The organism is Haloarcula limicola, from assembly GCF_010119205.1.
GTDB lineage: Archaea > Halobacteriota > Halobacteria > Halobacteriales > Haloarculaceae > Haloarcula > Haloarcula limicola.
Genome location: NZ_WRXM01000001.1, coordinates 761,870 through 781,314 on the forward strand (window position 1 = coordinate 761,870; position 19,445 = coordinate 781,314).

General features: G+C 67.5%; 23 protein-coding genes. 6 read left to right on the plus strand and 17 right to left on the minus strand.

What is annotated here, in order from left to right; genetic code table 11:
* Nucleotides 1–143: 143 nt before the first annotated feature.
* Nucleotides 144–839 (plus strand): 6-hydroxymethylpterin diphosphokinase MptE-like protein, encoded by a 696-nt coding sequence (locus GO488_RS03920; RefSeq protein WP_162316488.1) that lies wholly within the window; start codon nucleotides 144–146, stop codon nucleotides 837–839.
* A gap of 54 nt (nucleotides 840–893) precedes the next feature.
* On the opposite strand, the gene GO488_RS03925 is transcribed toward GO488_RS03920, so the two are convergent.
* On the minus strand, nucleotides 894–1,892 hold the full coding sequence (locus GO488_RS03925; protein ID WP_162316489.1) for a TIGR04024 family LLM class F420-dependent oxidoreductase: 999 nt from the start codon (nucleotides 1,890–1,892) through the stop codon (nucleotides 894–896).
* Complete coding sequence (locus GO488_RS03930; RefSeq protein ID WP_162316490.1) at nucleotides 1,889–2,650, minus strand: SDR family NAD(P)-dependent oxidoreductase; 762 nt, start codon at nucleotides 2,648–2,650, stop codon at nucleotides 1,889–1,891. The genes GO488_RS03925 and GO488_RS03930 overlap by 4 nt, the downstream gene beginning before the upstream one ends.
* A 116-nt stretch (nucleotides 2,651–2,766) precedes the next feature.
* Here GO488_RS03930 and GO488_RS03935 point away from each other — a divergent pair, with 116 nt between their 5' ends.
* Nucleotides 2,767–3,447, plus strand: coding sequence for a haloacid dehalogenase type II (locus GO488_RS03935; protein WP_162316491.1), 681 nt, complete (start codon nucleotides 2,767–2,769; stop codon nucleotides 3,445–3,447).
* Nucleotides 3,448–3,481: 34 nt separating this feature from the next.
* Here GO488_RS03935 and GO488_RS03940 read toward each other — a convergent pair whose 3' ends face one another.
* The 3 genes from GO488_RS03940 to GO488_RS03950 are packed head-to-tail and all read right to left on the minus strand — an operon-like array spanning nucleotide 3,482 to nucleotide 6,348.
* Nucleotides 3,482–4,591, minus strand: coding sequence for a glycosyltransferase family protein (locus GO488_RS03940; RefSeq protein WP_162316492.1), 1,110 nt, complete (start codon nucleotides 4,589–4,591; stop codon nucleotides 3,482–3,484).
* A gap of 25 nt (nucleotides 4,592–4,616) precedes the next feature.
* Nucleotides 4,617–5,795 carry a dihydropteroate synthase gene (gene folP, locus GO488_RS03945; RefSeq protein WP_162316493.1) on the minus strand — a complete coding sequence of 393 codons (1,179 nt, stop codon included), beginning with the start codon at nucleotides 5,793–5,795 and terminating at the stop codon, nucleotides 4,617–4,619.
* A gap of 58 nt (nucleotides 5,796–5,853) precedes the next feature.
* Nucleotides 5,854–6,348, minus strand: coding sequence for a dihydrofolate reductase (locus tag GO488_RS03950; RefSeq protein ID WP_162316494.1), 495 nt, complete (start codon nucleotides 6,346–6,348; stop codon nucleotides 5,854–5,856).
* A 124-nt stretch (nucleotides 6,349–6,472) separates the two neighbouring features.
* Here GO488_RS03950 and GO488_RS03955 point away from each other — a divergent pair, with 124 nt between their 5' ends.
* The 4 genes from GO488_RS03955 to GO488_RS03970 all read left to right on the plus strand — a co-directional run bounded on the left by GO488_RS03955 (nucleotide 6,473) and on the right by GO488_RS03970 (nucleotide 10,976).
* A complete protein-coding gene (locus GO488_RS03955; RefSeq protein WP_162316495.1) occupies nucleotides 6,473–7,486 on the plus strand; it encodes a phosphotransferase family protein in 1,014 nt (337 codons plus the stop codon).
* A gap of 193 nt (nucleotides 7,487–7,679) precedes the next feature.
* Entirely contained in the window at nucleotides 7,680–9,161 is a 1,482-nt protein-coding gene (locus GO488_RS03960; RefSeq protein ID WP_162316496.1) for a COG1361 family protein, read from the plus strand.
* Nucleotides 9,158–9,838: an ABC transporter ATP-binding protein gene (locus GO488_RS03965; RefSeq protein ID WP_162316497.1), complete on the plus strand. Its 681-nt coding sequence runs from the start codon at nucleotides 9,158–9,160 to the stop codon at nucleotides 9,836–9,838. The genes GO488_RS03960 and GO488_RS03965 overlap by 4 nt, the downstream gene beginning before the upstream one ends.
* The gene (locus GO488_RS03970; protein WP_241692888.1) at nucleotides 9,831–10,976 is read left to right on the plus strand and encodes an ABC transporter permease; all 1,146 of its coding nucleotides are present in this window, start codon (nucleotides 9,831–9,833) and stop codon (nucleotides 10,974–10,976) included. Before GO488_RS03965 ends, GO488_RS03970 begins: the two co-directional genes overlap by 8 nt.
* On the opposite strand, the gene GO488_RS03975 is transcribed toward GO488_RS03970, so the two are convergent.
* The 12 genes from GO488_RS03975 to GO488_RS04030 all read right to left on the minus strand — a co-directional run bounded on the left by GO488_RS03975 (nucleotide 10,973) and on the right by GO488_RS04030 (nucleotide 19,345).
* Complete coding sequence (locus tag GO488_RS03975; RefSeq protein WP_162316498.1) at nucleotides 10,973–11,485, minus strand: HTH domain-containing protein; 513 nt, start codon at nucleotides 11,483–11,485, stop codon at nucleotides 10,973–10,975. The two genes, GO488_RS03970 and GO488_RS03975, sit on opposite strands and share 4 nt — an antisense overlap.
* A gap of 484 nt (nucleotides 11,486–11,969) precedes the next feature.
* Complete coding sequence (locus GO488_RS03980; RefSeq protein ID WP_162316499.1) at nucleotides 11,970–13,046, minus strand: methionine synthase; 1,077 nt, start codon at nucleotides 13,044–13,046, stop codon at nucleotides 11,970–11,972.
* A 2-nt stretch (nucleotides 13,047–13,048) separates the two neighbouring features.
* The gene (locus GO488_RS03985) at nucleotides 13,049–14,041 is read right to left on the minus strand and encodes a 5-methyltetrahydropteroyltriglutamate--homocysteine methyltransferase (RefSeq protein ID WP_162316500.1); all 993 of its coding nucleotides are present in this window, start codon (nucleotides 14,039–14,041) and stop codon (nucleotides 13,049–13,051) included.
* Between the two features lie 62 nt (nucleotides 14,042–14,103).
* Nucleotides 14,104–14,748, minus strand: coding sequence for a HemK2/MTQ2 family protein methyltransferase (locus tag GO488_RS03990; protein WP_162316501.1), 645 nt, complete (start codon nucleotides 14,746–14,748; stop codon nucleotides 14,104–14,106).
* Between the two features lie 2 nt (nucleotides 14,749–14,750).
* Nucleotides 14,751–15,608, minus strand: a complete 858-nt coding sequence (locus tag GO488_RS03995; protein ID WP_162316502.1) for a 16S ribosomal RNA methyltransferase A — start codon at nucleotides 15,606–15,608, stop codon at nucleotides 14,751–14,753.
* Nucleotides 15,609–15,870: 262 nt separating this feature from the next.
* Nucleotides 15,871–16,446, minus strand: a complete 576-nt coding sequence (locus GO488_RS04000; protein WP_162316503.1) for a DUF655 domain-containing protein — start codon at nucleotides 16,444–16,446, stop codon at nucleotides 15,871–15,873.
* A gap of 87 nt (nucleotides 16,447–16,533) precedes the next feature.
* Nucleotides 16,534–16,890: an RNA polymerase Rpb4 family protein gene (locus GO488_RS04005; RefSeq protein ID WP_162316504.1), complete on the minus strand. Its 357-nt coding sequence runs from the start codon at nucleotides 16,888–16,890 to the stop codon at nucleotides 16,534–16,536.
* A gap of 1 nt (nucleotide 16,891) precedes the next feature.
* The gene (locus GO488_RS04010; protein WP_162316505.1) at nucleotides 16,892–17,185 is read right to left on the minus strand and encodes a 50S ribosomal protein L21e; all 294 of its coding nucleotides are present in this window, start codon (nucleotides 17,183–17,185) and stop codon (nucleotides 16,892–16,894) included.
* A 165-nt stretch (nucleotides 17,186–17,350) separates the two neighbouring features.
* Nucleotides 17,351–17,617 carry an elongation factor 1-beta gene (locus tag GO488_RS04015; RefSeq protein ID WP_162316506.1) on the minus strand — a complete coding sequence of 89 codons (267 nt, stop codon included), beginning with the start codon at nucleotides 17,615–17,617 and terminating at the stop codon, nucleotides 17,351–17,353.
* A gap of 2 nt (nucleotides 17,618–17,619) precedes the next feature.
* Nucleotides 17,620–17,799, minus strand: a complete 180-nt coding sequence (locus tag GO488_RS04020) for an HVO_2753 family zinc finger protein (protein WP_135302453.1) — start codon at nucleotides 17,797–17,799, stop codon at nucleotides 17,620–17,622.
* A gap of 92 nt (nucleotides 17,800–17,891) precedes the next feature.
* The gene (locus GO488_RS04025; RefSeq protein ID WP_162316507.1) at nucleotides 17,892–18,479 is read right to left on the minus strand and encodes a DUF2391 domain-containing protein; all 588 of its coding nucleotides are present in this window, start codon (nucleotides 18,477–18,479) and stop codon (nucleotides 17,892–17,894) included.
* Complete coding sequence (locus GO488_RS04030; RefSeq protein ID WP_162316508.1) at nucleotides 18,476–19,345, minus strand: 3-hydroxyacyl-CoA dehydrogenase family protein; 870 nt, start codon at nucleotides 19,343–19,345, stop codon at nucleotides 18,476–18,478. The genes GO488_RS04025 and GO488_RS04030 overlap by 4 nt, the downstream gene beginning before the upstream one ends.
* Nucleotides 19,346–19,445 lie beyond the last annotated feature (100 nt).

The following is a 19,445-nucleotide window of genomic DNA, read 5'->3' on the forward strand; positions in this document are numbered from 1 at the left end:
AGCAGGTGGCAGTAAGAGAAAGCTTATACCGCAGGGGTCGAAATACGGGCGTGAAAGCCGAAAGGGCACCCGGGTAGGGGTACACGGACGTGCCATTTCGGCTCAATCCGGTTTATCTGGGCGCTACGCTCGCAGTACCAACTATGCAATTCGACACGTGGGAACCGGTGTACGAAGCGATCCTCGCCGACTTCGGCTATCCGCGCGACGGCGACGAGACCGCCCGAGACGCGCTCGGCGAACTGCTGCGGGAAACCGACACCTACCGACCGGAAGGCGTGGGATTCGACGGGAAAACGGTCGCTATCGCCGGTGCGGGTCCGTCGCTCGAAGCCGAGGCCGACCGAGCCGACGAGGCCGACGTCGTCGTCGCCGCCTCGGTGGCCGCCGACCGCCTCCGAGACGCCAGCGTCGCCGTCGACGCGATGGTGACCGACCTCGATAAGAACCCCGAGACCGGCCGCGACCTCACGCGGGCGGGGACGCCCGTGTTCGTCCACGCTCACGGCGACAACGTCTCCGCGCTCGAAGAGCACGTTCCGACCTACGACGCCGCCTTCGTCGTGCCGACGACGCAGGCCGCACCCACCGAGGCGGTCCACGACTTCGGCGGGTTCACCGACGGCGACCGGGCCGCGTTCGCCGCCGATCACTTCGGGGCCGAGCGGTTGACGTTCCTCGGGTGGAACTTCGACGACCCGGACGTCTCCCCGGAGAAACGCCGCAAGCTCGGCTGGGCCGAGCGGCTGCTGTACTGGCTCGAACGCCGCCGCGACGAACGCTTCTCGGTCCTCGACGGGCGGCGGACCGACATCGACCCGGTAGTCAGTCCGCGGTAGCGAGGGACGCGAGCGACGCGAGTCGCCTCGAAGCGATCGGGTGAAAAATTCCGCTCACGGGGCCAGCACGTCGATGGTCGCGTCGATCACGTCGCGCTCGGCCGCGCGCGGGAACGAGACGTTGACGGCGTCGACGCCGTCGATATCCTCGAAGCGGGCGATCTGGTCCCGACACTCCTCGGGCGTGCCCGCGGCGGCGATCTCGTCCAGTAAGTCGTCGCCGACGGCCGCCGTGGCGGCTTCCTGTTCGCCGGAGGCCCACCGCTGGGCCACTTCGTCGGCCGTCGCCTCGTAGCCCTGTCTGGCCAGCGCGTCCCGGTAGTAGGTCCCCATCCCGCCGACGTAGAACGCGATGTGCTGGCGAGTCAGCTCCCTGGCGCGCTCGCGGTCCTCCAGTGCACAGCAGGGCAGCGAGAGCGTGACGCGCTGGCTCTCCCTGTTCCGGTCGCCCAGCTCCGTGCCGCGCTCGAAGTCGTCAAGTCGCTCGGCGACGCCGTCGGCCGTCAACAGCAGGGCGTGCCAACCGTCGGCGAAGCGGCCGGCGAGTTCGACCGACTTCGGGCCGAGCCCGCCCGCGTCCACCGGCGGCACCGGGTCCGGAGGGTCACAGCGCAGGCGAAAGCCCGACAGCTGGAAGACGTCCCCGTCGTAGTTCACCGTCTCGCCGGAGAGGACTCGCTTGACGATATCGACGGTCTCGCGGGTCCGCTTGAGCGGTCGCTCGAAGTCCACGCCGTGCCACCCCTCGATGACGATGGGACCCGACGGCCCGACGCCCAGCCGCAGGCGGCCGTCCGAGACCTCCTGTAACGTCGCCGCCGTCTGCCCGATGAGCGCGGGCGACCGGGAGTAGACGTTCATGACCGAGGTGCCGATACCGATCTCGTCGGTGTGCTCGGCGACGCTCGAGAGCGTCGTGACGGCGTCCCGACCCCACGTCTCCGGGAGCCAGACGCGGTCGTAACCGCTCGTTTCGGCGAGTCGGCTCATCCCGACGAGCGTCTCGACGGAGGGCTGTGCGGCGACGGGCAGGTAGACGTCTCGGTCCGTCATAGCTCCGGGGTCTCCTCTATCGACGGCACGCCGCGCGGGGAGAGGGTCTGGCCGGTGACGAAGGAGGCGGCGTCGCTGGCGAGGAACCGAACGGCGTCGGCGATCTCCGCGCTGACGCCGACATTGCGGTCGACGGACTCGCGGTCTACCTCCTCGGCGCTGATGCCCATCTGGGATTCGAGGCCCGGCGTCGCCACGTATCCCGGTGCGACGCAGTTGACCCGGACGTCTCTCCCGGCCCACTCGTAGGCCAGCGTGCGCGTGAGGTTGACGACGGCCGCCTTCGAGGCGGCGTAGTGGCTCATGTACGGCGCGCCGTCCGTGCCGGCCACGCTGGCGACGTTGACGACGCTGCCGCCGTCGAGGTGGTCGCTCGCCGCCTGTGAGCAGTTGACCGTCCCCGTGAGGTTCACGTCGACGACAGACTGCCACCCGTTCGCGGAGATGTCGTCGAACGACGACACGAACGACGCGCCGGCGTTGTTCACCAGCACGTCGAGCCCGCCGAACGCCTCGACGGCCGCCTCGACGAACGCGCCGACGCCCTCCCGGTCGCGGACGTCGCACTCGACGCCGATGGCGTCGCCCGGGTGCTCGTCGCTGATTTCGCTTGCCGCCGCAGTTATCTCGCTTTCGTCGCGCGAGCAGACGGCGACGTCGGCCCCGTCGGCGGCGAACGATTCCGCGACGGCCCGCCCGATACCCCGCGACGCCCCCGTGACCACCGCCGGTCCGTCGACGCTGAACCTGCCAGACATGGGCCGCACTCCGGCCGCGCGTGGCATAAACCCACAGGCACGTCCGACTCGGCCTGTTGAAACGGATTTCAATCTCCCGGCGGTTCCTTATCCGACTGGCTCGCCTACGAGCGCCCATGCCTTTCGACCCCGACGCCGTGACGACGGTCACGTTCGACTCCTACAGCACCATCGTCGACGTCGAAGCGGCCGAGGCGGCGTTACGAGAACGGGTTCCGGACCCCGAACCAGTCTCGCGGCTCTGGCGTTCCCGTTCGCTGGCCTACACGTTCATCGCCAACGCCATCGACGCGTACAAACCGTTCTACGAGATGAACCGCGACGCGCTCCAGTACGCGCTGGAGGCCCACGGCGTCGACCTCGACACGGCGGAGCGCGACGAGATTCTGGCCGTGTACCACGAACTGGACGTCTTCGACGACGTGCGCGACGGGATGAGCCGCCTCTCCGAGGCCGGCTACGACCTCTACGTCGTCTCGAACGGCAACCCCGAGATGCTGGAGTCGATGGTCGCCCACGCCGACATCGGCGGTCTCGTCGAGGACACCGTCAGCGCCGACGAGATTCGAACGTTCAAACCCGCCGCGGAACTGTACCGCCACGCGGCCGCGCGGACGGGGACGCCCATCGACGAGATCGCCCACGTCACGGCGGGGTACTTCGACGTCTACGGCGCGATGCACGCCGGAGCGCAGGGCGTGTGGGTGAACCGCGACGACGGCCCGTGGGACGCCTTCGCCGGCGATCCGGACCTGACTATCGAGTCGTTCCACGACCTCGTCGAGGAGCTGGCCTGAGCGGCAGGAATGGACGACGCAGACGACCGTCGCGTCAGTCGAGTGAGCTGTCGCAGCGCCGTTCGAGCGCGTCCCGCGAGGCGTCGACGACCGCCGACGGCGCGAGGCCGGCGTCGACCCACGCCGGGAGCCGGTCGTCCGGCCCCGGCGGCCGGATGCTCTCTTCGTACTCCGAGATCTGTGCTCGCTCCCCGTCGGGGTCGTAGTCGAGGCCGTTGAACGCCGCGTCCGCGGCGTACTGCTTGATGTAGCGGTCCGCGGCCGTCCGGTACGCGTCGGGAAGCGTCCCGTAGTTCGGGGCGACGCCGCCGTCTTCGAGGGCGCGGAACAGCGCCTCGCCGACTTCGGTCGCCATCGTCGAGAGGCCGCCGCGGCCGCCGACCGGTCGGTGGTCGTGTCGGTGAATTCCGAGGTCGACCTGCGCGGTGCCCGTCTCGCCGGCCACGCTGTAAGTCTCGCCGAGCATCCCGAGTTCCAATCCCCACGCTCGCTGAGCGCGAATCCGTCTCGCGGCGTCGGCGGTGACCGCGAACTCGCCGGCCAGCGGATACCGGAACGCGGAGAGGTACCCCAGCAACGGGTCCGTGTGCCGGTCCTCCAGGGCGCGCAACAGCGGCGCGACGAACAGCCGCGCGAGGCGGCCGTACAACCGGTCGTCCTCGACGCGCGCGTAGTAGCCCTTGACGAACTCGTGGCCCATCGTCAGCGGGGCCAGCAGTCGGGGAACGTGCTTCTCGGCGTACGTCGTCGCGTCGGCGTCGTGGACCGCGACGTAGTCGGCCCGACTCGCGGCGACGCCGAGGCCGAGCCAGACGTCCCGCCCTTTGCCCGTCCCCCCGCCTAGGCCGCGGTCGTCGAGGAGCGTCTCTAACGGCGGGGAATCACACCACAGCACCGTCACCGGGACGGCGAACTCGCTCGCCCACTCTCGGAACGCGAGGGCGACCTCCCGGGGCGCGCGAAGCGGGACGACGACTTCGCTCGGTCCGACCGCCGCGAGCGTCTCGAAGACGTGGGCGGGCGTCACGGCCGCCTCCGTCTCGCCGGCGATGGGGACGACGACGGCGCTCTCGGCGACCGGCGCGTCCGGCGTCGGGTCGGTCAGGTCGTGCAGCGTCGTGATCCGCTCCTGGGCGTAGTCCATCAGTTCGCCTCCGGTGATCGGTCAGTCATGGGTCGAGCGCCTCGGCGAGCGGTTCGAACGCCGCCGTCTCCGGGAGCCGCGCCGTCGCCTCCCGCAGCGCGTCGAGGCGGCCGCCGACGAGGAGGCCGCTCTCTCCCACTCGGACGACGAGACCGGCCCTCTCGGCGACGGTCAGCAGTTCGTCCACGGACTCGGAGTCGAGCCCGTTCACTTCGAAGACCCGGCCGACGTACGCCTCGCTCGCGTCCCCGTCCGCACCGATGCGTTCGAGGTGACGAGCGACCTCCATCGGCCGGCGGACGTCCAGTTCGCTCACCGTGACGCCGTCTCGAACGACGCGCGAGCGCTCGGTGAACGCCTCTCCGACGAGCGCCGCGTCCCGCGTCTCGGCCACGTCGTGCGTGCGAACGACGTGCGCGCCGCGTTCGACCGCCATCGACGTGGCGGCGAGGCTGACCGGCAGCGCGTCTTCGGTCGAGCGGTCGGCGACGGACTTCAGGAAGTTCTTGCGGTTGATGGAGACGAGTATCGGACGGGCGTGACCGCGGAACTCCCGAAGGCGGCGGAACGTCTCGCGGTCGTCTTCCAGGGTCTTTTCCTCGCTCCACCCGCCGAAAGCGGGGTCGACGATGGTCTTGTCGGTGAAGCCGTTCTGTTCCAGCGCCGCGTATATCTCGTCGACGTAGTCGGCGCGCTCGGCCCACTCCGGGGAGCGGGCCGCTTCCCAGTCGGTCTCCTCGACCGCGCCGGGCCGCGCGAGGTCCGGCGGGCTCGCCATCTTGGCGACGGCGGCGTCGTGCTCACGACAGACCGCCGGCATCTCCGGATCCGCGAAGCCGCAGATGTCGTTGACCATGTCGAAGCCCCGCTTCAGCGCCGCGTCGGCGACCTCGGCGTAGCGCGTCTCGATCGAGAAGACGGCGTCGCCGCTCACCGACTCGATGGTTTCGACGGCGGTGTCCAGCCGCGCCAGTTCCTGCTCGGGCGTGAGCACGTCCAGGCGCTTGTTCGCCGATTCGAGCCCGATATCGACGATGTCCGCTCCCTCCGCGACGAGTTCCTCGTCGACGTACGCGGCGGCCTCGCTCGGGTCGTCGTAGACCGACGGGTCGTACGGCGACTCCTCGCTGACGTTCAGTACCCCCATGATGCGGGGCGGGTGGTCGTCACCAATTCCCAACCCTGCCGCCTCGACCGTTTGCATGTCCGTCCGAACGGACCGGAGTAGCTAAGGGTTGATGATATCGAAGGACGCGCCCCGCTCACTCGCCGCTCGGCGGCGAGCGGGGGTCGTCGTGGACGTACTCGACGACGTCGAAGGTGTCGTAGGCGTGGCGGGCGGTCACGGTCCAGTCGGTCCCGAGGTAGGGGAAGACGCGGCTCCCCACCTCGTACTCGGGCAGTTCGGAGACGAGCGCTCGGTCGGCGTAGGGGAGAAACATCGAGTAGACGGACTGCCCGCCGATGACGTAGCCCCGCTCGTCGCGCGCCGCGACGGCGTCGACCGCGTCCGCGACAGTCGAGACGTAAGTCACCCCCTCCTCGTCGTACCTGTCCGGGTTTCGAGTGACGACGACCGGGTGGGTGCCCCGGATCCGACTCATCCCCTCGTGGGTCCGCCGCCCGACGACGACGGGATGGTCAGCGACGCGCTCCTTGTACTGCGTCTCGTCTTCCTCGTAGTACCACGGGATCGTCTCGCCGTCGCCGATGGCGCCGGTCCGGGCGACGCCGGCGATCAGCGTCAGTTCGGGCATGTGCGGGGTTACGCCCGCACCGACAAGCGAGTGTCGGCTACGGAATCGGACCCGGCTTCGACCCGAGTTCGGCCGAGTGAGGCGACTGACACTTTTATTTAGCCCTCCGTCCTACCCGCTTGCAGTGTCGACACCGGAACGGGACATCGAAGCGGTGCTCGACGAGTCGGGTCCCGACTACGAGGGGTTCTCGTTCGAGACGCCGGCGGGGGGCCACCAGAGCGACGTCTACATGGTGACGCTCCGGCACGGCGGCGAGTCCTACGAGGTCGTGGTGAAGTTCAAACCGGCGGGCGACGCGCCCTTCGCCGTCGAACCGAAGCTCCACGAGTACGTCGCCGACCGCACCGACGTCCCGGTGCCGCGCATCCTCGTCTTCAAGGAGGACCCCGAGATGGACGTTCGGCCCTACTTCGTCACCGAGCGCGTCCACGGCGAGAACTTGGCCGAGGAGTTCGCGGGTCTCTCGACTGAGGACCGACGACGCGTCATGCGACAGGCCGGGGCCGTCCTCGGCGACATGCACTCCGAGGTCGGCTTCGAGGCGTTCGGTCGCCTCGATCTCCACGACGGCCGGCTCATCGTCCGAGACTGGATGGGCAGTTGGCGCGAGTACTTCGAGACGCTGACTCGGACGCACCTCTCTCGGCTCGACGATACGCCGTTCGCGGACGTGGCCGAACGGGCCGAAGAGCGCATCGAACCCGCGCTCGACCTCGTCCCGGAGGACGGCGTGCCGCGGCTCGTCCACGACGATTTCCGCCCGGCGAACCTCCTGTTCGACCCCGGGGCCGACGAGCCGATCACGGCCGTCCTCGACTGGCAGGACGTGCTGGCGGCCCTCCCCGAGTACAACCTCGCACAGACGGAGTTCCTCTTCGTCGACTCGTCGTTTCGGGACCCCGAGGTCCGCCAGCGGCTCCGCGCGGAGTTTCGCGACGGCTATCTCGAACAACGACCGATGGAGTTCGGCGGCGGCTACGAAGAGCGCCGACCGCTGTATCAGCTCTCGACGCTGCTGTGGCGGATGGCCGGGTTCGAGGCCGCCTTCGCCGAGCAGTCCGGCTTGGCACAGGCCCGGGCCGAGGCCCAGTACCGCCAGCAGTTCGAGCGGTTGCTCGACGGTATCCCGCTCTGAGAGCCGTCTCCGGCCACCGTCGCGGTCGGCGGTCGCGTCGCTCGCCGAAAATTTCACGGTCGTGACAGGATACTTTCACCAGTTATAAATCGTAGTCGAGTGGACGGAGACACATGGAACAGGTCCCCATCTGTCGCGAGGTCGCCCTCCAGCCCGAACCTCGAACGAACGTTCGACCGGCGAGGGAGGGACGATGCGGCGTCTGACGGCGCTCGTCCTGATAGCGAGCGTCGCCGTCGTCCCGGTGACGGTCGCCGGTGCGGGCGTCGACGCGTCGGTGTCTAACGTCACCATCTCGCCCGCCAGCCCGGCGCCCGGCGAGTCGATCACGTTCACGCCGACGATCCGGAACGCGCAGTCGAGTACCGCGCCGCTACAGGTGAACGCGATCGCCATCAGAAGGGCGTCGGGGCAGGGGATCACCGAGTACGAACGCGTCACGGACGTCGGAACGATATCCCCCGGGTCGGACATACAGGTCCCGCTGACCCACACCTTCGACGAGGCCGGCACCCGGAACCTCCGGCTCATCGTCTACGGCGAGAACGCGAACACGAACGCGTCCGTCCAGTTGCGCTATCCGATATCGCTCTCGGTCGAAGAGAACCACCCGCAGCTCGACGTCCGAGCCAACGAGTCGGTCGCCGGCGTCCCCGCCTCGGGAGCCGTCACCGTGGCGAACGGGCTCGACACCCCGGTCTCGAACGTCGAGATAACCGTCTCCGGCGACGGCGTCACGATGCTCGAAGACCGGACCGTGCTGGCGACGCTCCCCGCCGGGAACACCGCCTCGGCCCCGTTCCGGTTCCGCCCCGAGAGCGACGGAGCGCACGAACTCGAAGCGACGCTCTCCTACACCGTCCCCGGCGGCACGGACCGGACCGTGACGCGGACGCAGACGATCCGAACGGAGGAACTCCGTGAGGGCGTCGTCCTCGACGCATCTGGCGTCGGCACCGGCACCGACCGCGCTCTGGCCGTCGACGTGATCAATCAGGGGAACGCGCCCGCGGAGGACGTGGTCGTCACGGCCTCGTCTGCCAACGCGACGTTCCAGCGGGCGATCGTTTCGTCGGTACCCGCCGGCTCCTCGAAGCGGGTCCGGCTCAACGCCACGATGTCGGAGGGGAGCGCGGACGTCTCGGTCGACGCGAACTACGAGATCGGAACGCGACAGCGAAGCGCCGGCACGACCGCGCAGCTCCGCTCGGTTCCGGGCGCGATCCGGCTGACCGGCGTCTCCGTCAGCCGAGAGGGAGGTCACCTCCAGATAAGCGGGAGCGCGAGCAACGTCGGGATGTCGAGCGCGAACAGCGTCATCGTCGGCGTCGCTCCCACCGAGAACGTCGAGCCCGTCGAACCGAACAAGGACTACTTCGTCGGGACGGTCCCCTCCTCGGACTTCGTCTCCTTCGACGTCACGGCCCGCACGACCGGCAACGTCTCCTCGGTCCCCGTCCAGGTGTCCTATCTCGTAGACGGGACCCGCAAGCAGCGGACGTTCCAGGTCGAGACCGGAACGACGTCGACCGGACCGGTGCAGACGCCGGCCCAATCGAACGACAGCGGCGGCGGCCTGCTCCCGATACTCGCCGTCGGGGCCGTCGCGGTGGTCGTCGTCGCCGGCATCCTCATCCGCTGGTCCCGTCGCTCCGACGAGCCCGACGACATATGACTGTCATCGACGCCCGAAACATCGTCAAGCGGTACCGGACCGGCGGCGAGACGCTGGAGGCCCTCGGCGGTATCGACTTCGCGCTCGAAGCCGGCGAGTTCGTCTCCATCATGGGGCCCAGCGGGAGCGGGAAGTCCACACTGCTCAACATCCTCGGCCTGTTAGCGACGCCGACGGAGGGCCGAGTCATTCTGAACGGCCGGGACGTGACCGACCTCGGCGACCGCAAGCGGACCGCCCTCCGGAAGCGGACCATCGGGTTCGTCTTCCAGCACTTCTACCTCCTGCCGACGCTGAACGCCGTCGAGAACGTCGAGGTCCCGCGCCTGTTCGACCGCGACCCCGACCGTGCGGCCCGCGCTCGCGACCTGCTCACGCGGGTCGGCCTCGGCGACCGCTTCGACCACAGACCCGACCAGCTCTCGGGCGGGCAGAAACAGCGCGTCGCCATCGCCCGCTCGCTCATCAACGACCCGGCGATCGTCCTCGCCGACGAGCCGACGGGGAGCCTCGACCGCGAGACCGGTCGGCAGATCCTCGACGAGTTCCGCCGCATCGCCGACGAACAGGACGTCGCCATCGTCGCGGTGACCCACGACGAACTGGTCAATCAGTACGTCGACCGGACGGTCCACCTCGTCGACGGCACCGTCGGAAAGGAGATATTGGATGCTTGAGCCGCTGTATCGCCGCTTCCCCGCGGCGCTGATGGCCAGCCGCAACCTCACGCGGACGAAGATGCGGTCGCTGCTGGCGTCGCTCGGTATCGTCATCGGCGTCGTCGCGATCGCGTCGCTCGGGATGTTCGGCGTCGCGCTGCAGTACTCGTTCACGCAGAACCTCGGGGGCGTCGGCAACCAGCTGACCGTCTCGCCGAATCAGGAGGCGGGCTTCGATTCGCTCTCGGAACGGGACGTCAGAGACATCAGACGCGCCGCGGGACCGGACGCGACGGTGTCGCCGGTCAAGCAGGGCGTCCAACCGGTCGCTTTCGACCGCAATCAGAACACGACGCAGTTAGTCTACGGGCTTCAAAACCCGGCGGAGGTATACAACGCTACCGAGGGACGCGTCCCGGAGCCGTTCCGCTCCGGCGCGCTCGTCGGTAGCGCTCTCGCAGAGCAACACGACTTGCATCCGGGGAGCACGATCGCCGTCAACGGGAGCGCCGTCAGGGTGCGCGCGGTGCTCGAATCGGGCGACGCGTTCTCGCCGCTCAACCCGGCGAACAGGCTCGTTCTCCCGGCCAGTAGCTTCGACCAGCGCGGGTACTCGCAGGTGTACATCACCGCTCAGTCGGGGTCACAGGCCAACGAGACGGCAATGGCGATCCGGGAGTCGCTCAACGGCCGGCAGGAGCGGGTCACCGTCACGGAGTTCGGCGACATAGTCGACCTCATCGAACAGCAGTTCCAGATCATCAACACCGTCCTCGTCGGCATCGCCTCCATCTCGCTGTTCGTGGCCGGCATCTCCATCCTCAACGTGATGCTGATGTCGACCGTCGAGCGCCGAGAGGAGATCGGCGTCCTGCGCGCGGTCGGCTATCAGAAGCGCGACGTGCTCAAGGTGATGCTGACCGAAGCGACGCTCCTGGGCGTCATCGGCGGGCTCGTCGGCGTCCTCATCAGCCTCGTCGCCGGACTGGCCATCAACCACTACACCGTCGGCGACGCGATGGCCGTCTTCCGGATGGCCAACGCGTGGTATCTGCTCGCGGCGTTCGGCTTCGGCGTGGTGACGAGCATCCTGAGCGGCCTCTATCCGGCGTGGAAAGCCGCCAGCGAAGAACCGGTCGAGGCGCTACGCGGCTAGGGCGTCGTCTCGACGCCGGGTTCGAGCCACGGTTCGGTGCGGCCGACGGTGACGGTGTCGAACTGCGCGAGCCACTCCTCGTCGCCGCGTTCGAAGGCGTCCAGCGCGTCGCCCACCGTGTAGGTGTACTCGCCGTCGGTACACGGGAAGACGGCCTCTAACTGCGTGTCGTCGTAGATCGCCAGCGAGACGACCGGGAAGACGACGACGTCGTCGACCCGGTCCAGCCCGACGTAGCTCCGGGTCCGCCGTTCGAAGGCCGGTTCCAGCGACGTGGCGTTGCGCTCGGCCCAGTCGCGGAACTCCTCGTAGGTCGCCAGCGCGCCCGACCGCTTGTCCTCGGCCATCGTCCGGATCCGCTGCCACTCGCCGGCGACCATCGACTCCGTGAACACGCCGTTGGCTTCGAGCCGCTTGACTCGGTTCAGGACCTGCTGTTGGGCGTCGAAGGTGCCGTACGTGTCGCCGCGAAGATACAGTTCCGCCCGAAGGTGTGTGTCGTCAGTCATGTTCTCTCGTCGTGAGTCAACACCCGAGAGTGACTAAACTCTTTCCCAGAGTGTCACTGTTTGCCACTCTATGGTTCCTACGTGAAATATCGGGCCAAAGAATCGCTAAAGACCACCGCAACGGCAATTTAGATGAAACAATTCTCGGCGGTAAATGACAATCTACCTGAATCAATTGTGGTCGGTGGTCGATAGTAATTTCGGCTTTCGTCGAACTCCCGATAACACTTCCCACGCCTCGTGCGACCTGTATTCGCATAACGCGGTTAGCCGTGAGAGACCGACGGCCGATCGGAGAGATGCAACAAAACGAAGTCCGAGCGATCGGAGAGGGGCCTGCTCGACGTCGAGGTTCTTCGCTCCGTCGTCGGGCGACACCGCCGCCCGACTGCCCGAGAGACCGACGGTCTCTCGCTGCTCAGAACCTCGCTGCTCACGGGTCACTCCGTTCCCCGCTCGCTTCCGAGATTTCGGAGAAATCCCGCTAGTCGTCCGCGCTCGCTTCCGCACCACCGCTCGCGACGACGTCGATCTCGCCGGCGTCGAGTTCCTCCTCGATCTCGCGGGCCGCCTGCACCATGTTCTCCATCTTGCCGTAGGCGACCTCGCGGGGCAGGAGTTTCACGCCGCAGTCCGGCGAGACGGTGAGTCGCTCCGGCGGAACGACCTCCAGTCCCTTCTTGATGTTCTCCTTTATCTCCTCGACGGACTCGACCTCGGCCGTGTGAGCGTCCAGAACACCCATCGCGAAGTCCTTCGTGAACTCGTGCTCCTTGAAGACGTCGAGCTGCTCGTAGTCGCCGTTGGCGAGTTCGAGGTCGTACTCGTGGACCGGGTACTCCAGAATCTCGGGGTAGATGCGCGAGTAGTCGCCGTAACAGACGTGCAGGCCGAGGCGGACGTCCTCGGGCACGTCGTCGACGATGCGTTCGAGGCACTCGCCGACGATGGCGTGGTCGTCCGGCGTCGTCGCCAGCGCCGGTTCGTCGATCTGGATGTAGCGCGCGCCGGCCTCGACCAGCGCCTCGATCTCCTCGTTGACGAGGTCGGCCAGCTCGTAGGCCAGTTCCTCCTCGCTGTCGTAGACCTCGTTGAACGACCAGTTGGCCAGCGTGTAGGGGCCGGTGATGGGCACCTTGACCGGGCGCTCGGCCACCTCGTCGGTGAACTCGAACTCCTCGACGAGCCACTGCTCGCCGTACTCGACCTCGTCGGCGACCGAGGGCTTATCGAAGTAGTTGTGGCCCCAGACCTTCACGCGGCCGTTGAACTCGTAGCCGTCGATGCGGTGGGCGAAGTACTCGACCATCTCGTTGCGGCGCATCTCGCCGTCGCAGATGACGTCGAGACCCGAGCGCTCGTGTTCGTGGGTGATGAGCCGCGAGGCGTCGTCTTTCGACTCCTCCCACTCGTCCTCGCCGAAGTCGGCGTCCCCGTCCTCGAACATCTCGCGGGCGCGGTCGTGCCACTTCGGCTTGGGGTAGGAGCCGACCACCGTGGTCAGTAGGAAGTGATCGTTCGGGTGATTCTCCGGTCGGAACTGCTCGCGTGGTCCAGTCATGGTTATGCCTCCACCTCCAGCGTCGTCGCGTTCGCAAGCGACTGTAGTTTATCCGCGAACTTGTTGACGGGAAGATAGAACAGCTCGGTGTTCGCGGTGGCGTAGACGGTGTCGTAGACGGTGTTGGTCTGCTGTTCGAACCAGTCGATGCGGTCGCGAATCGTCTCGGGCGCTTCGACGAGCGTGTTCTGTCCGTCGACGACGCCGAGCGCCACGTCGTCTTTCGTGCCGTACTCCTGGACGTTGTAGACGTTCTGGTCGTGGTTCGCTATCAGATCGAAGCCGATGGCCTCGACGTCTGCGTCCATCAGGTGGGCGTACACCTTCTCCTCGATCGCTCCCCAGTAGGTGTGCGCGACGACGTCGGCGTCGACGGCGTCGGCGACGGTGTCGATGGCCTCGCTGGCTCGTTCGTCCTCCCCGTCTTCGGGGGCGTTCTCGACCAGCGACGGTTCCAACAGGAACAGCGTCTCGACGTCGGGGAACTGCTCGGCCTCGCCGGCGAGGAAGTCGGCGATGGCGTCGAGGAAGGCGGCGTCGTCGCCGTAGTGCTCGTCCGTGGCGAGGTCCGCGAGCGAGTACGGGCCGGGCAGCACCGCCTGCAGCCCGTCGTCGACGAGTTCGGCGGCCGCGTTCAGGTCGGCGGCGACGTCGCCGTCGGCCGAGAGGTCGCCCTGCACGACCGGCTCTCGGTAGAAGTTGTTGTTGTCGTAGTAACGGACGATCCCGCGCGTCTCGACGCTGTCGTGGACCGCCAGCGGGTGAGCGAGCATGTCGTCCCACCGGAGCTGGCCCTCGACGACGCGGTCGAGCCCCGCTTCCTGCTGGAGCGAGACGACTTCCTCGCGGGCGCGGTCGTAGGCCTGCGTGATCTCTCCGCCCTCGTCACCGCTGATGAGGTCGGTCTTCTGGTGTCCCTTCAGATCGGACAGTTCGTCCTTGGCCCAGTCCGGCAGCGGGAACAGACCGGGGGTCGTGGCGACTATCTCTGTCATTGCGCCCGCCTACGAAATGACGGGCTTTAATATTTCCTATTCGAGAAAATGCCCTATGGTAATTACTGACGAGTGAACCGCAGGACGACGAGCTCCTCGTACGGATGCTTCTCGCTCGCGACCCGCTCGCTCGCTAGTCCGCGTTCGCGGCCGTACTCGCGGACGGCGTCGGGGTCGGTGAGGCTGCTGACGAGCAAGAGCGCCGCGCCGTCGGGCGCGAGGACGCGACCGACGGACGCCAGAAACGGGTCGACGAGGCGGCGACCGTCTTCGCCGCCCGAGAGGGCGTGTTCCATCCAGTCGTCCCACTCCTCCTCTTCCGGCGTCGGGAGATACGGCGGATTGAACGTCACGAGGTCGAAGACGCCGTCGCGGAACGGTTCGAGCAGGTCGCCGCGGACGACCCGCACGCCGTTTTCCCGGGCCTGCCGACACGCGAGCGGGTTCACGTCCGCGCCGACGCTCTCGGCCCCCGCCTCGGCCATCGTCGCCGCGACGTAGCCCGATCCGGTGCCCACGTCGAGGACCCTGTCGCCCGCGCCCACCCGCTCGGACGCCGCCCGCGCCAACAGATCGGAGTCCTCCGCCGGTTGATACACGGACTCCACGTCGCGCCGATCGGCCAGCGCGGGCCGACCGCCGGTGTGAGTCACGTCGTCCGGGCCTCCTGTGTCGTCTGCGTCGCTGGTTCGCTCACCCTCCCTCATCCTCACGCCTCCGGCTCGCCGACTTCGTAGGCCAACGTCGCCAGGTCGGCGAAGTCCGCCGGCGCGAGATTCCCGGCGCGGGCGCTCATCAGGTCCTCGTCGGCCGCCTCGACGACGGCGTCGGGGTCGCCCAGTCCCGAGATATGGGCGGTGTTCCGGACGGCGTTGCGCATCGTCTTCCGGCGCTGGGTGAACACCCCCTTCAGGAAGTCCATGAAGAAGGCGTCGTCGGGCACCGTGTACGCCGGTTCCCGCGGCGTCGTCCGCACGAGCGCGCTCGTCACGCGCGGCTGCGGGTCGAACGCCTCCTTGGGAACCGTCTCGACGACATCCACGTCGGCGTAGTGGCCCGCCGTCACGGAGAGGCGGCCGTAGTCGTCTGTGCCGGGCTCGGCGGCCATCCGCTCGGCGAACTCCCGCTGGAACATCAGGACGAGCGGTCGCTTCCGCGGGAGGAGTCGAAACGCGATCTCGGAGGACGCGCCGTAGGGGAGATTCGAGATGCTGGCCGTGAACTCCGGCAGCGAGACGTCGAGCGCGTCGCCTTCGCGGACGGTCAGCCGGTCCGCCGCTCGCTCGGCGGCGAACTCCTCGCGGAGGTGCGCCGCGAAGTCCGGGTCGCGTTCGACGACGGTCACCTCCTCGGCGTGGCCGAGCAAGCGGTCGGTCAGCGCGCCGGGACCGCCGCCGATCTCGAGGACGTGAGAGAGGTCTACGTCCGCTTCGACGGCGTACTCGGGGATGCGATCGAGCACTCGGTCGTCGACGAGGAAGTGCTGGTCCTGTCGGGTGTCGGCCCGCTTGCCCGCTCGGCGGACGAGCGCGTCGGGGTTGCGACGCCCGGTCTGCGTGTCGGTCATTGCGTCTCCGTAGGCGGTCGGCGATTGAAAAGGTCGCCTACTCGCTGGCCGACTTAGCTATCTGCCTCGCCCTGCTCTACGGCTCCCTACGATCGCCGTTTCGCCCCGAGGCGGAGTGAGGGACGAACTCCGCCTCGCCCTGCTCCACGGGTCGTTTCACTCCCCGTTCCGCTTCGAGGCAGATAGCTTGGCTCCGCTCAGCTATCTGCCTCGCCCTGCTCTGCGGGTCGCTCTGCTCCCCGCTTCGCTTCGAAGCCTCGTTTCACTCGGCTTCGCCCTGCTCGCTTCGGCGAACGAACGTCCGATACTTCAGGTCGTCTTCGCGCAGCTCTTCGAGAATGCGCTCTACGAGTACCTCTTCGGGATTGTGGAGACCGCCGACGCGCTCTTCGAGCTCCTCGAAGCTCTCGAAGGGCTGGCGCTTTCGCTCGTCGAGAATCGTGTTCCGCAGTTTCTTCCCGATCCCGGGCAGGAGATTCAACTGGTGGAGTCGCAGCGTGATCGGCTGGGCGTCGTTGTAGAAGTCGACGAAGCGCCGTTCGTCGGCCTCGACGATCTCCTCGACGGCGTAGTCGATCTCGGACTGCGCGCTGCTCGGCAGCTCCTCGTACTCGATTTCGTTCACCCGACCGAACGCCGTGAGGTCGACCCGGTCGCCGATAGAGACGTCGTGGTCGTCGTCGAGAACGAGCTCGTAGAGATAGAACTCATCGATATCGAGAACGAACGCGAGCGGCTCTTTCTGGTGCTGTGGCCGGTCGTCGTCGCTCCGTCCGCGCGGGAGGAGATCGAGGACCGCCGCGACCATCTCGTCACCACCGCTCTCCGTGTTGGTCATGCGCTGCGATACGACGAGAGTACACTTAATGGCCGTGGATGAGCGGACAGAAACGGGAGACTGCCGTACGACCGCCCGTCGTCTCTATCAGGCGTACTGCCTGACGATATCGAGAATCTCGTCGAGTTCGTCGCCCGAGAGTGTGTACCGCTCCTGGGCGAAGACCGCGCGAAGCTCGTCCCGGTCGAGGGGCCGCAGGTTCGCTATCTTGTAGGCGGTCGGCTCGTCGACCTTCTCCAGTTCCCGCAGTTGCGAGACGAACTCGCGGGACTCCTCGGGGTCGAGTAAGGCGAAGCGGTTGACGTGCTCGATGGCCCGCTTGAGCTCGTAGCGCATCTCGCGGTCCTCGTCGGCCGCCCGCTCGACTTCGAGGTCTTCGAGCACCGCTTTGGTCTCGGCGAGGGTGAGGTACTCCTCGTCGAGCTTCGCTTTGAAGATGGTCATCTCAGTTCTCTTGCCGACGCAGGTGTGCGGGCTTGGCGATGACCGTCTTCGTCTTGCCGCCGTCGACGATCTCGACCTTGTAGGCCGTGCCCTGCTCGCCGAGGACGGTGCCGGTCAGGCCGTTGAATCGCGGGTGGAAGCGGCCGTCGGGGACCGAGGGGTCGATCTTCAGGTGGACCTTCTCGTCCTCCTCGAACTGCTCGACGGAGCGCTGGGGCGGGGACGTACCGCGTTCTCGGGCGTCGTTCTTGAGCTTGTCGCGAGTTCCTTCGAGAGGACCGTTTGAACTAGGCATTCTTGCCCATCGCTTGTCCGGTCGCCGTAATAAAACGTGCGTTCTACGTCCGCGAGTGGGGGTCCAGAACTGCGTCGAGAACTGCGTGACCGGTGGAACCGGCGTGGTCGCTTACACGCAGTCGTCACTGGCCGGTCGGAGAACGCGAAAACGGGAGCCAGTCGCTTACAGGCGGCCGACGGTGTCGACGTCGACCGACTCGACGCCGTCGACGTCCGCGAACGCTTCCTCGACGGCGTCGGTCCCACCGGCTTCGTCGGGGATGATGACCGTCGGGAAGAGGGCGACGAGACCGAACGCGACGTCGTCGCGCTCGAAGCCCTTGATCTTCGCTCCCTCGGGAAGCGACCCTTCGAGGCGCTCCTGGAGGTCGTCGAGGTCGACGTCCGGGCTCTCCGGCATGACCTTGATCTTGGCGGCTACCTTCCCCATCGTTATGGCCCCGTGAAGCCGCAGTCAGGACACTTGTAGAGGTTGCTCTGCTTCCGGCAGGTCGAACAGCGGTAGATCTGCTGCCCGCAGTCCGGGCACTTGAACGCCGCGGCGTTGTTGCCGGCGATGTTGATGCCACACGAGACGCACTTCTGCGTCCGCTTCTGCTGGCTCTCGCTCATACCACCCCGTATCCGACCGCGGCTTTTAACGGTTGCCAAACGTCGCCGTCAGCGGGACTCGGTGCCACGGACTCCCGACAGGTCGGCGCGAATCAGCTGCCGGGGAGGATGTCGCCCAGCGCCGCGCCGATGGCCATCGGGACGAAGGCCACGGTACACGTACAGAGCGACTGCCAGACGACGATGGGGTCCGTCGACCATTCGACCAACCCCCACCCGGTCAGGAGTGCCACGGAGACAGCGAACGCGGTAGCCGTGACGACCGCGAGACGGCGCGGGACGATTCCCAGGATGCGATTGGCGACCCGGACGTCCTGAAAGTCCGCGACGTAGAGGATACCGAACACCATCGCTACCGCCGCCGTCAGCGTTCCGAAGAAGTACAGCGGATGCCTCGCGATATGCTGACCCGCATCTATCGTGCCCCCTTCGACGGCCATCGGGATACCGAAGAGGAGCGACCCGAGGACGGCCTCGGCGAAGTCCTCGCGGTCGAAGCCCCAGATGACGCGGCCGAAGACGACGGGATCGCGGTCCTGTGCCGCCGTCGCCGCCCGCATCGCCTCGCGGACCTGCTCGCGCTCGGTCTCGCTGTCGACGATCTCCTCCAGCTCTTCGAGTTCGTCGAACAGTTCGTTGAGTCCGTCGCCGTCGTCAGTTTCGGGCCGGTCGTCGGTCATCCCTCGTCGGAGTCGTCACCGGGGGCGGCGTCGCGCTGACCCAGCTCCGCGGCCGAGGACGGCTCGCCGTTCTTCCAGACGTAGAACCCCTCGCCGGTCGATTTCCCGAGGTGGCCGTCGGCGACTCGCTGACGGAGGAGCGCCGGCGGTTCGAAGCGGTCGTCGAGGGTCGACGCGAGGCGATCGAGCGATTCGAGGACGCCGTCGAGTCCGCGTTCGTCCGCCCGAGCGAGCGGGCCGCGCTCCTCTTCCGTTCGCGTCGCCGCGAGGTCCGCGTCGGGAACGGTAGCGACGCCGGATTCGACGACGCGTATCGCCTCGACCAGTTCGGCGAGTTCGAGGCGCGCCGCGGCGAATCCCGGCGCGTCTCGGACGGCCAGCGGGACGCCGCCCAGTTCCTCGACGAACTCGCGAACACGTTCGCGCGTGGCGTCGGTCGTCTGGTCGGCGAGAATCACTTCGACGAGTCCGGACTCCGCCGGCTCGACGAAGTGGAGACCCGCGGCGCGCCCGGGTCGCTCTAGTCCGGTGGCGACGGCGGTGACCGATTCCTCCGTCTCGCTGACGAGGATCGTCTCGTCGGCTACGAACTGTTCGACCTCGGTGAGCAGTTCGCGGCGTTCGTCTACGTCACCGGCCGTCGTATCGAGGACGAGGTCGACGCCTGAGACCGCGCTCTGCAGCCCCGTCGTCCCGTCGACGTGGTCGCTGATCTCGCGTTCCGGAAGCCGCTGTCCGACAGCGTCGATGCTGTCCATGACGGCGTGGGCGTCCGAGTCGTACAAGCGTACCTCGTGTCCCGCGCGCAGGCACCTGCGGGTGGCGTTGCGCCCGCGCGGGCCAGCCCCCAGTACGGCCACATTCATGCCACTACCACCGGCCGCCCCCCGGTTAAACCTTTACGCACCGCCGATGTGCCCCCGATTCGACACCAGTAGCAGGCACTTACCCGGGGTAATGCACTGC

Excerpts from the sequence above, each read along its gene's own strand:
- GO488_RS03920 (WP_162316488.1), top strand. The coding sequence starts at position 144 with ATGCAATTCGACACGTGGGAACCGGTGTACGAAGCGATCCTCGCCGAC.
- GO488_RS03925 (WP_162316489.1), bottom strand. The coding sequence starts at position 1,892 with ATGACGGACCGAGACGTCTACCTGCCCGTCGCCGCACAGCCCTCCGTC.
- GO488_RS03930 (WP_162316490.1), bottom strand. The coding sequence starts at position 2,650 with ATGTCTGGCAGGTTCAGCGTCGACGGACCGGCGGTGGTCACGGGGGCG.
- GO488_RS03935 (WP_162316491.1), top strand. The coding sequence starts at position 2,767 with ATGCCTTTCGACCCCGACGCCGTGACGACGGTCACGTTCGACTCCTAC.
- GO488_RS03940 (WP_162316492.1), bottom strand. The coding sequence starts at position 4,591 with ATGGACTACGCCCAGGAGCGGATCACGACGCTGCACGACCTGACCGAC.
- folP (WP_162316493.1), bottom strand. The coding sequence starts at position 5,795 with ATGCAAACGGTCGAGGCGGCAGGGTTGGGAATTGGTGACGACCACCCG.
- GO488_RS03950 (WP_162316494.1), bottom strand. The coding sequence starts at position 6,348 with ATGCCCGAACTGACGCTGATCGCCGGCGTCGCCCGGACCGGCGCCATC.
- GO488_RS03960 (WP_162316496.1), top strand. The coding sequence starts at position 7,680 with ATGCGGCGTCTGACGGCGCTCGTCCTGATAGCGAGCGTCGCCGTCGTC.
- GO488_RS03965 (WP_162316497.1), top strand. The coding sequence starts at position 9,158 with ATGACTGTCATCGACGCCCGAAACATCGTCAAGCGGTACCGGACCGGC.
- GO488_RS03970 (WP_241692888.1), top strand. The coding sequence starts at position 9,831 with ATGCTTGAGCCGCTGTATCGCCGCTTCCCCGCGGCGCTGATGGCCAGC.
- GO488_RS03975 (WP_162316498.1), bottom strand. The coding sequence starts at position 11,485 with ATGACTGACGACACACACCTTCGGGCGGAACTGTATCTTCGCGGCGAC.
- GO488_RS03980 (WP_162316499.1), bottom strand. The coding sequence starts at position 13,046 with ATGACTGGACCACGCGAGCAGTTCCGACCGGAGAATCACCCGAACGAT.
- GO488_RS03985 (WP_162316500.1), bottom strand. The coding sequence starts at position 14,041 with ATGACAGAGATAGTCGCCACGACCCCCGGTCTGTTCCCGCTGCCGGAC.
- GO488_RS03990 (WP_162316501.1), bottom strand. The coding sequence starts at position 14,748 with ATGAGGGAGGGTGAGCGAACCAGCGACGCAGACGACACAGGAGGCCCG.
- GO488_RS03995 (WP_162316502.1), bottom strand. The coding sequence starts at position 15,608 with ATGACCGACACGCAGACCGGGCGTCGCAACCCCGACGCGCTCGTCCGC.
- GO488_RS04000 (WP_162316503.1), bottom strand. The coding sequence starts at position 16,446 with ATGACCAACACGGAGAGCGGTGGTGACGAGATGGTCGCGGCGGTCCTC.
- GO488_RS04005 (WP_162316504.1), bottom strand. The coding sequence starts at position 16,890 with ATGACCATCTTCAAAGCGAAGCTCGACGAGGAGTACCTCACCCTCGCC.
- GO488_RS04010 (WP_162316505.1), bottom strand. The coding sequence starts at position 17,185 with ATGCCTAGTTCAAACGGTCCTCTCGAAGGAACTCGCGACAAGCTCAAG.
- GO488_RS04015 (WP_162316506.1), bottom strand. The coding sequence starts at position 17,617 with ATGGGGAAGGTAGCCGCCAAGATCAAGGTCATGCCGGAGAGCCCGGAC.
- GO488_RS04020 (WP_135302453.1), bottom strand. The coding sequence starts at position 17,799 with ATGAGCGAGAGCCAGCAGAAGCGGACGCAGAAGTGCGTCTCGTGTGGC.
- GO488_RS04025 (WP_162316507.1), bottom strand. The coding sequence starts at position 18,479 with ATGACCGACGACCGGCCCGAAACTGACGACGGCGACGGACTCAACGAA.
- GO488_RS04030 (WP_162316508.1), bottom strand. The coding sequence starts at position 19,345 with ATGAATGTGGCCGTACTGGGGGCTGGCCCGCGCGGGCGCAACGCCACC.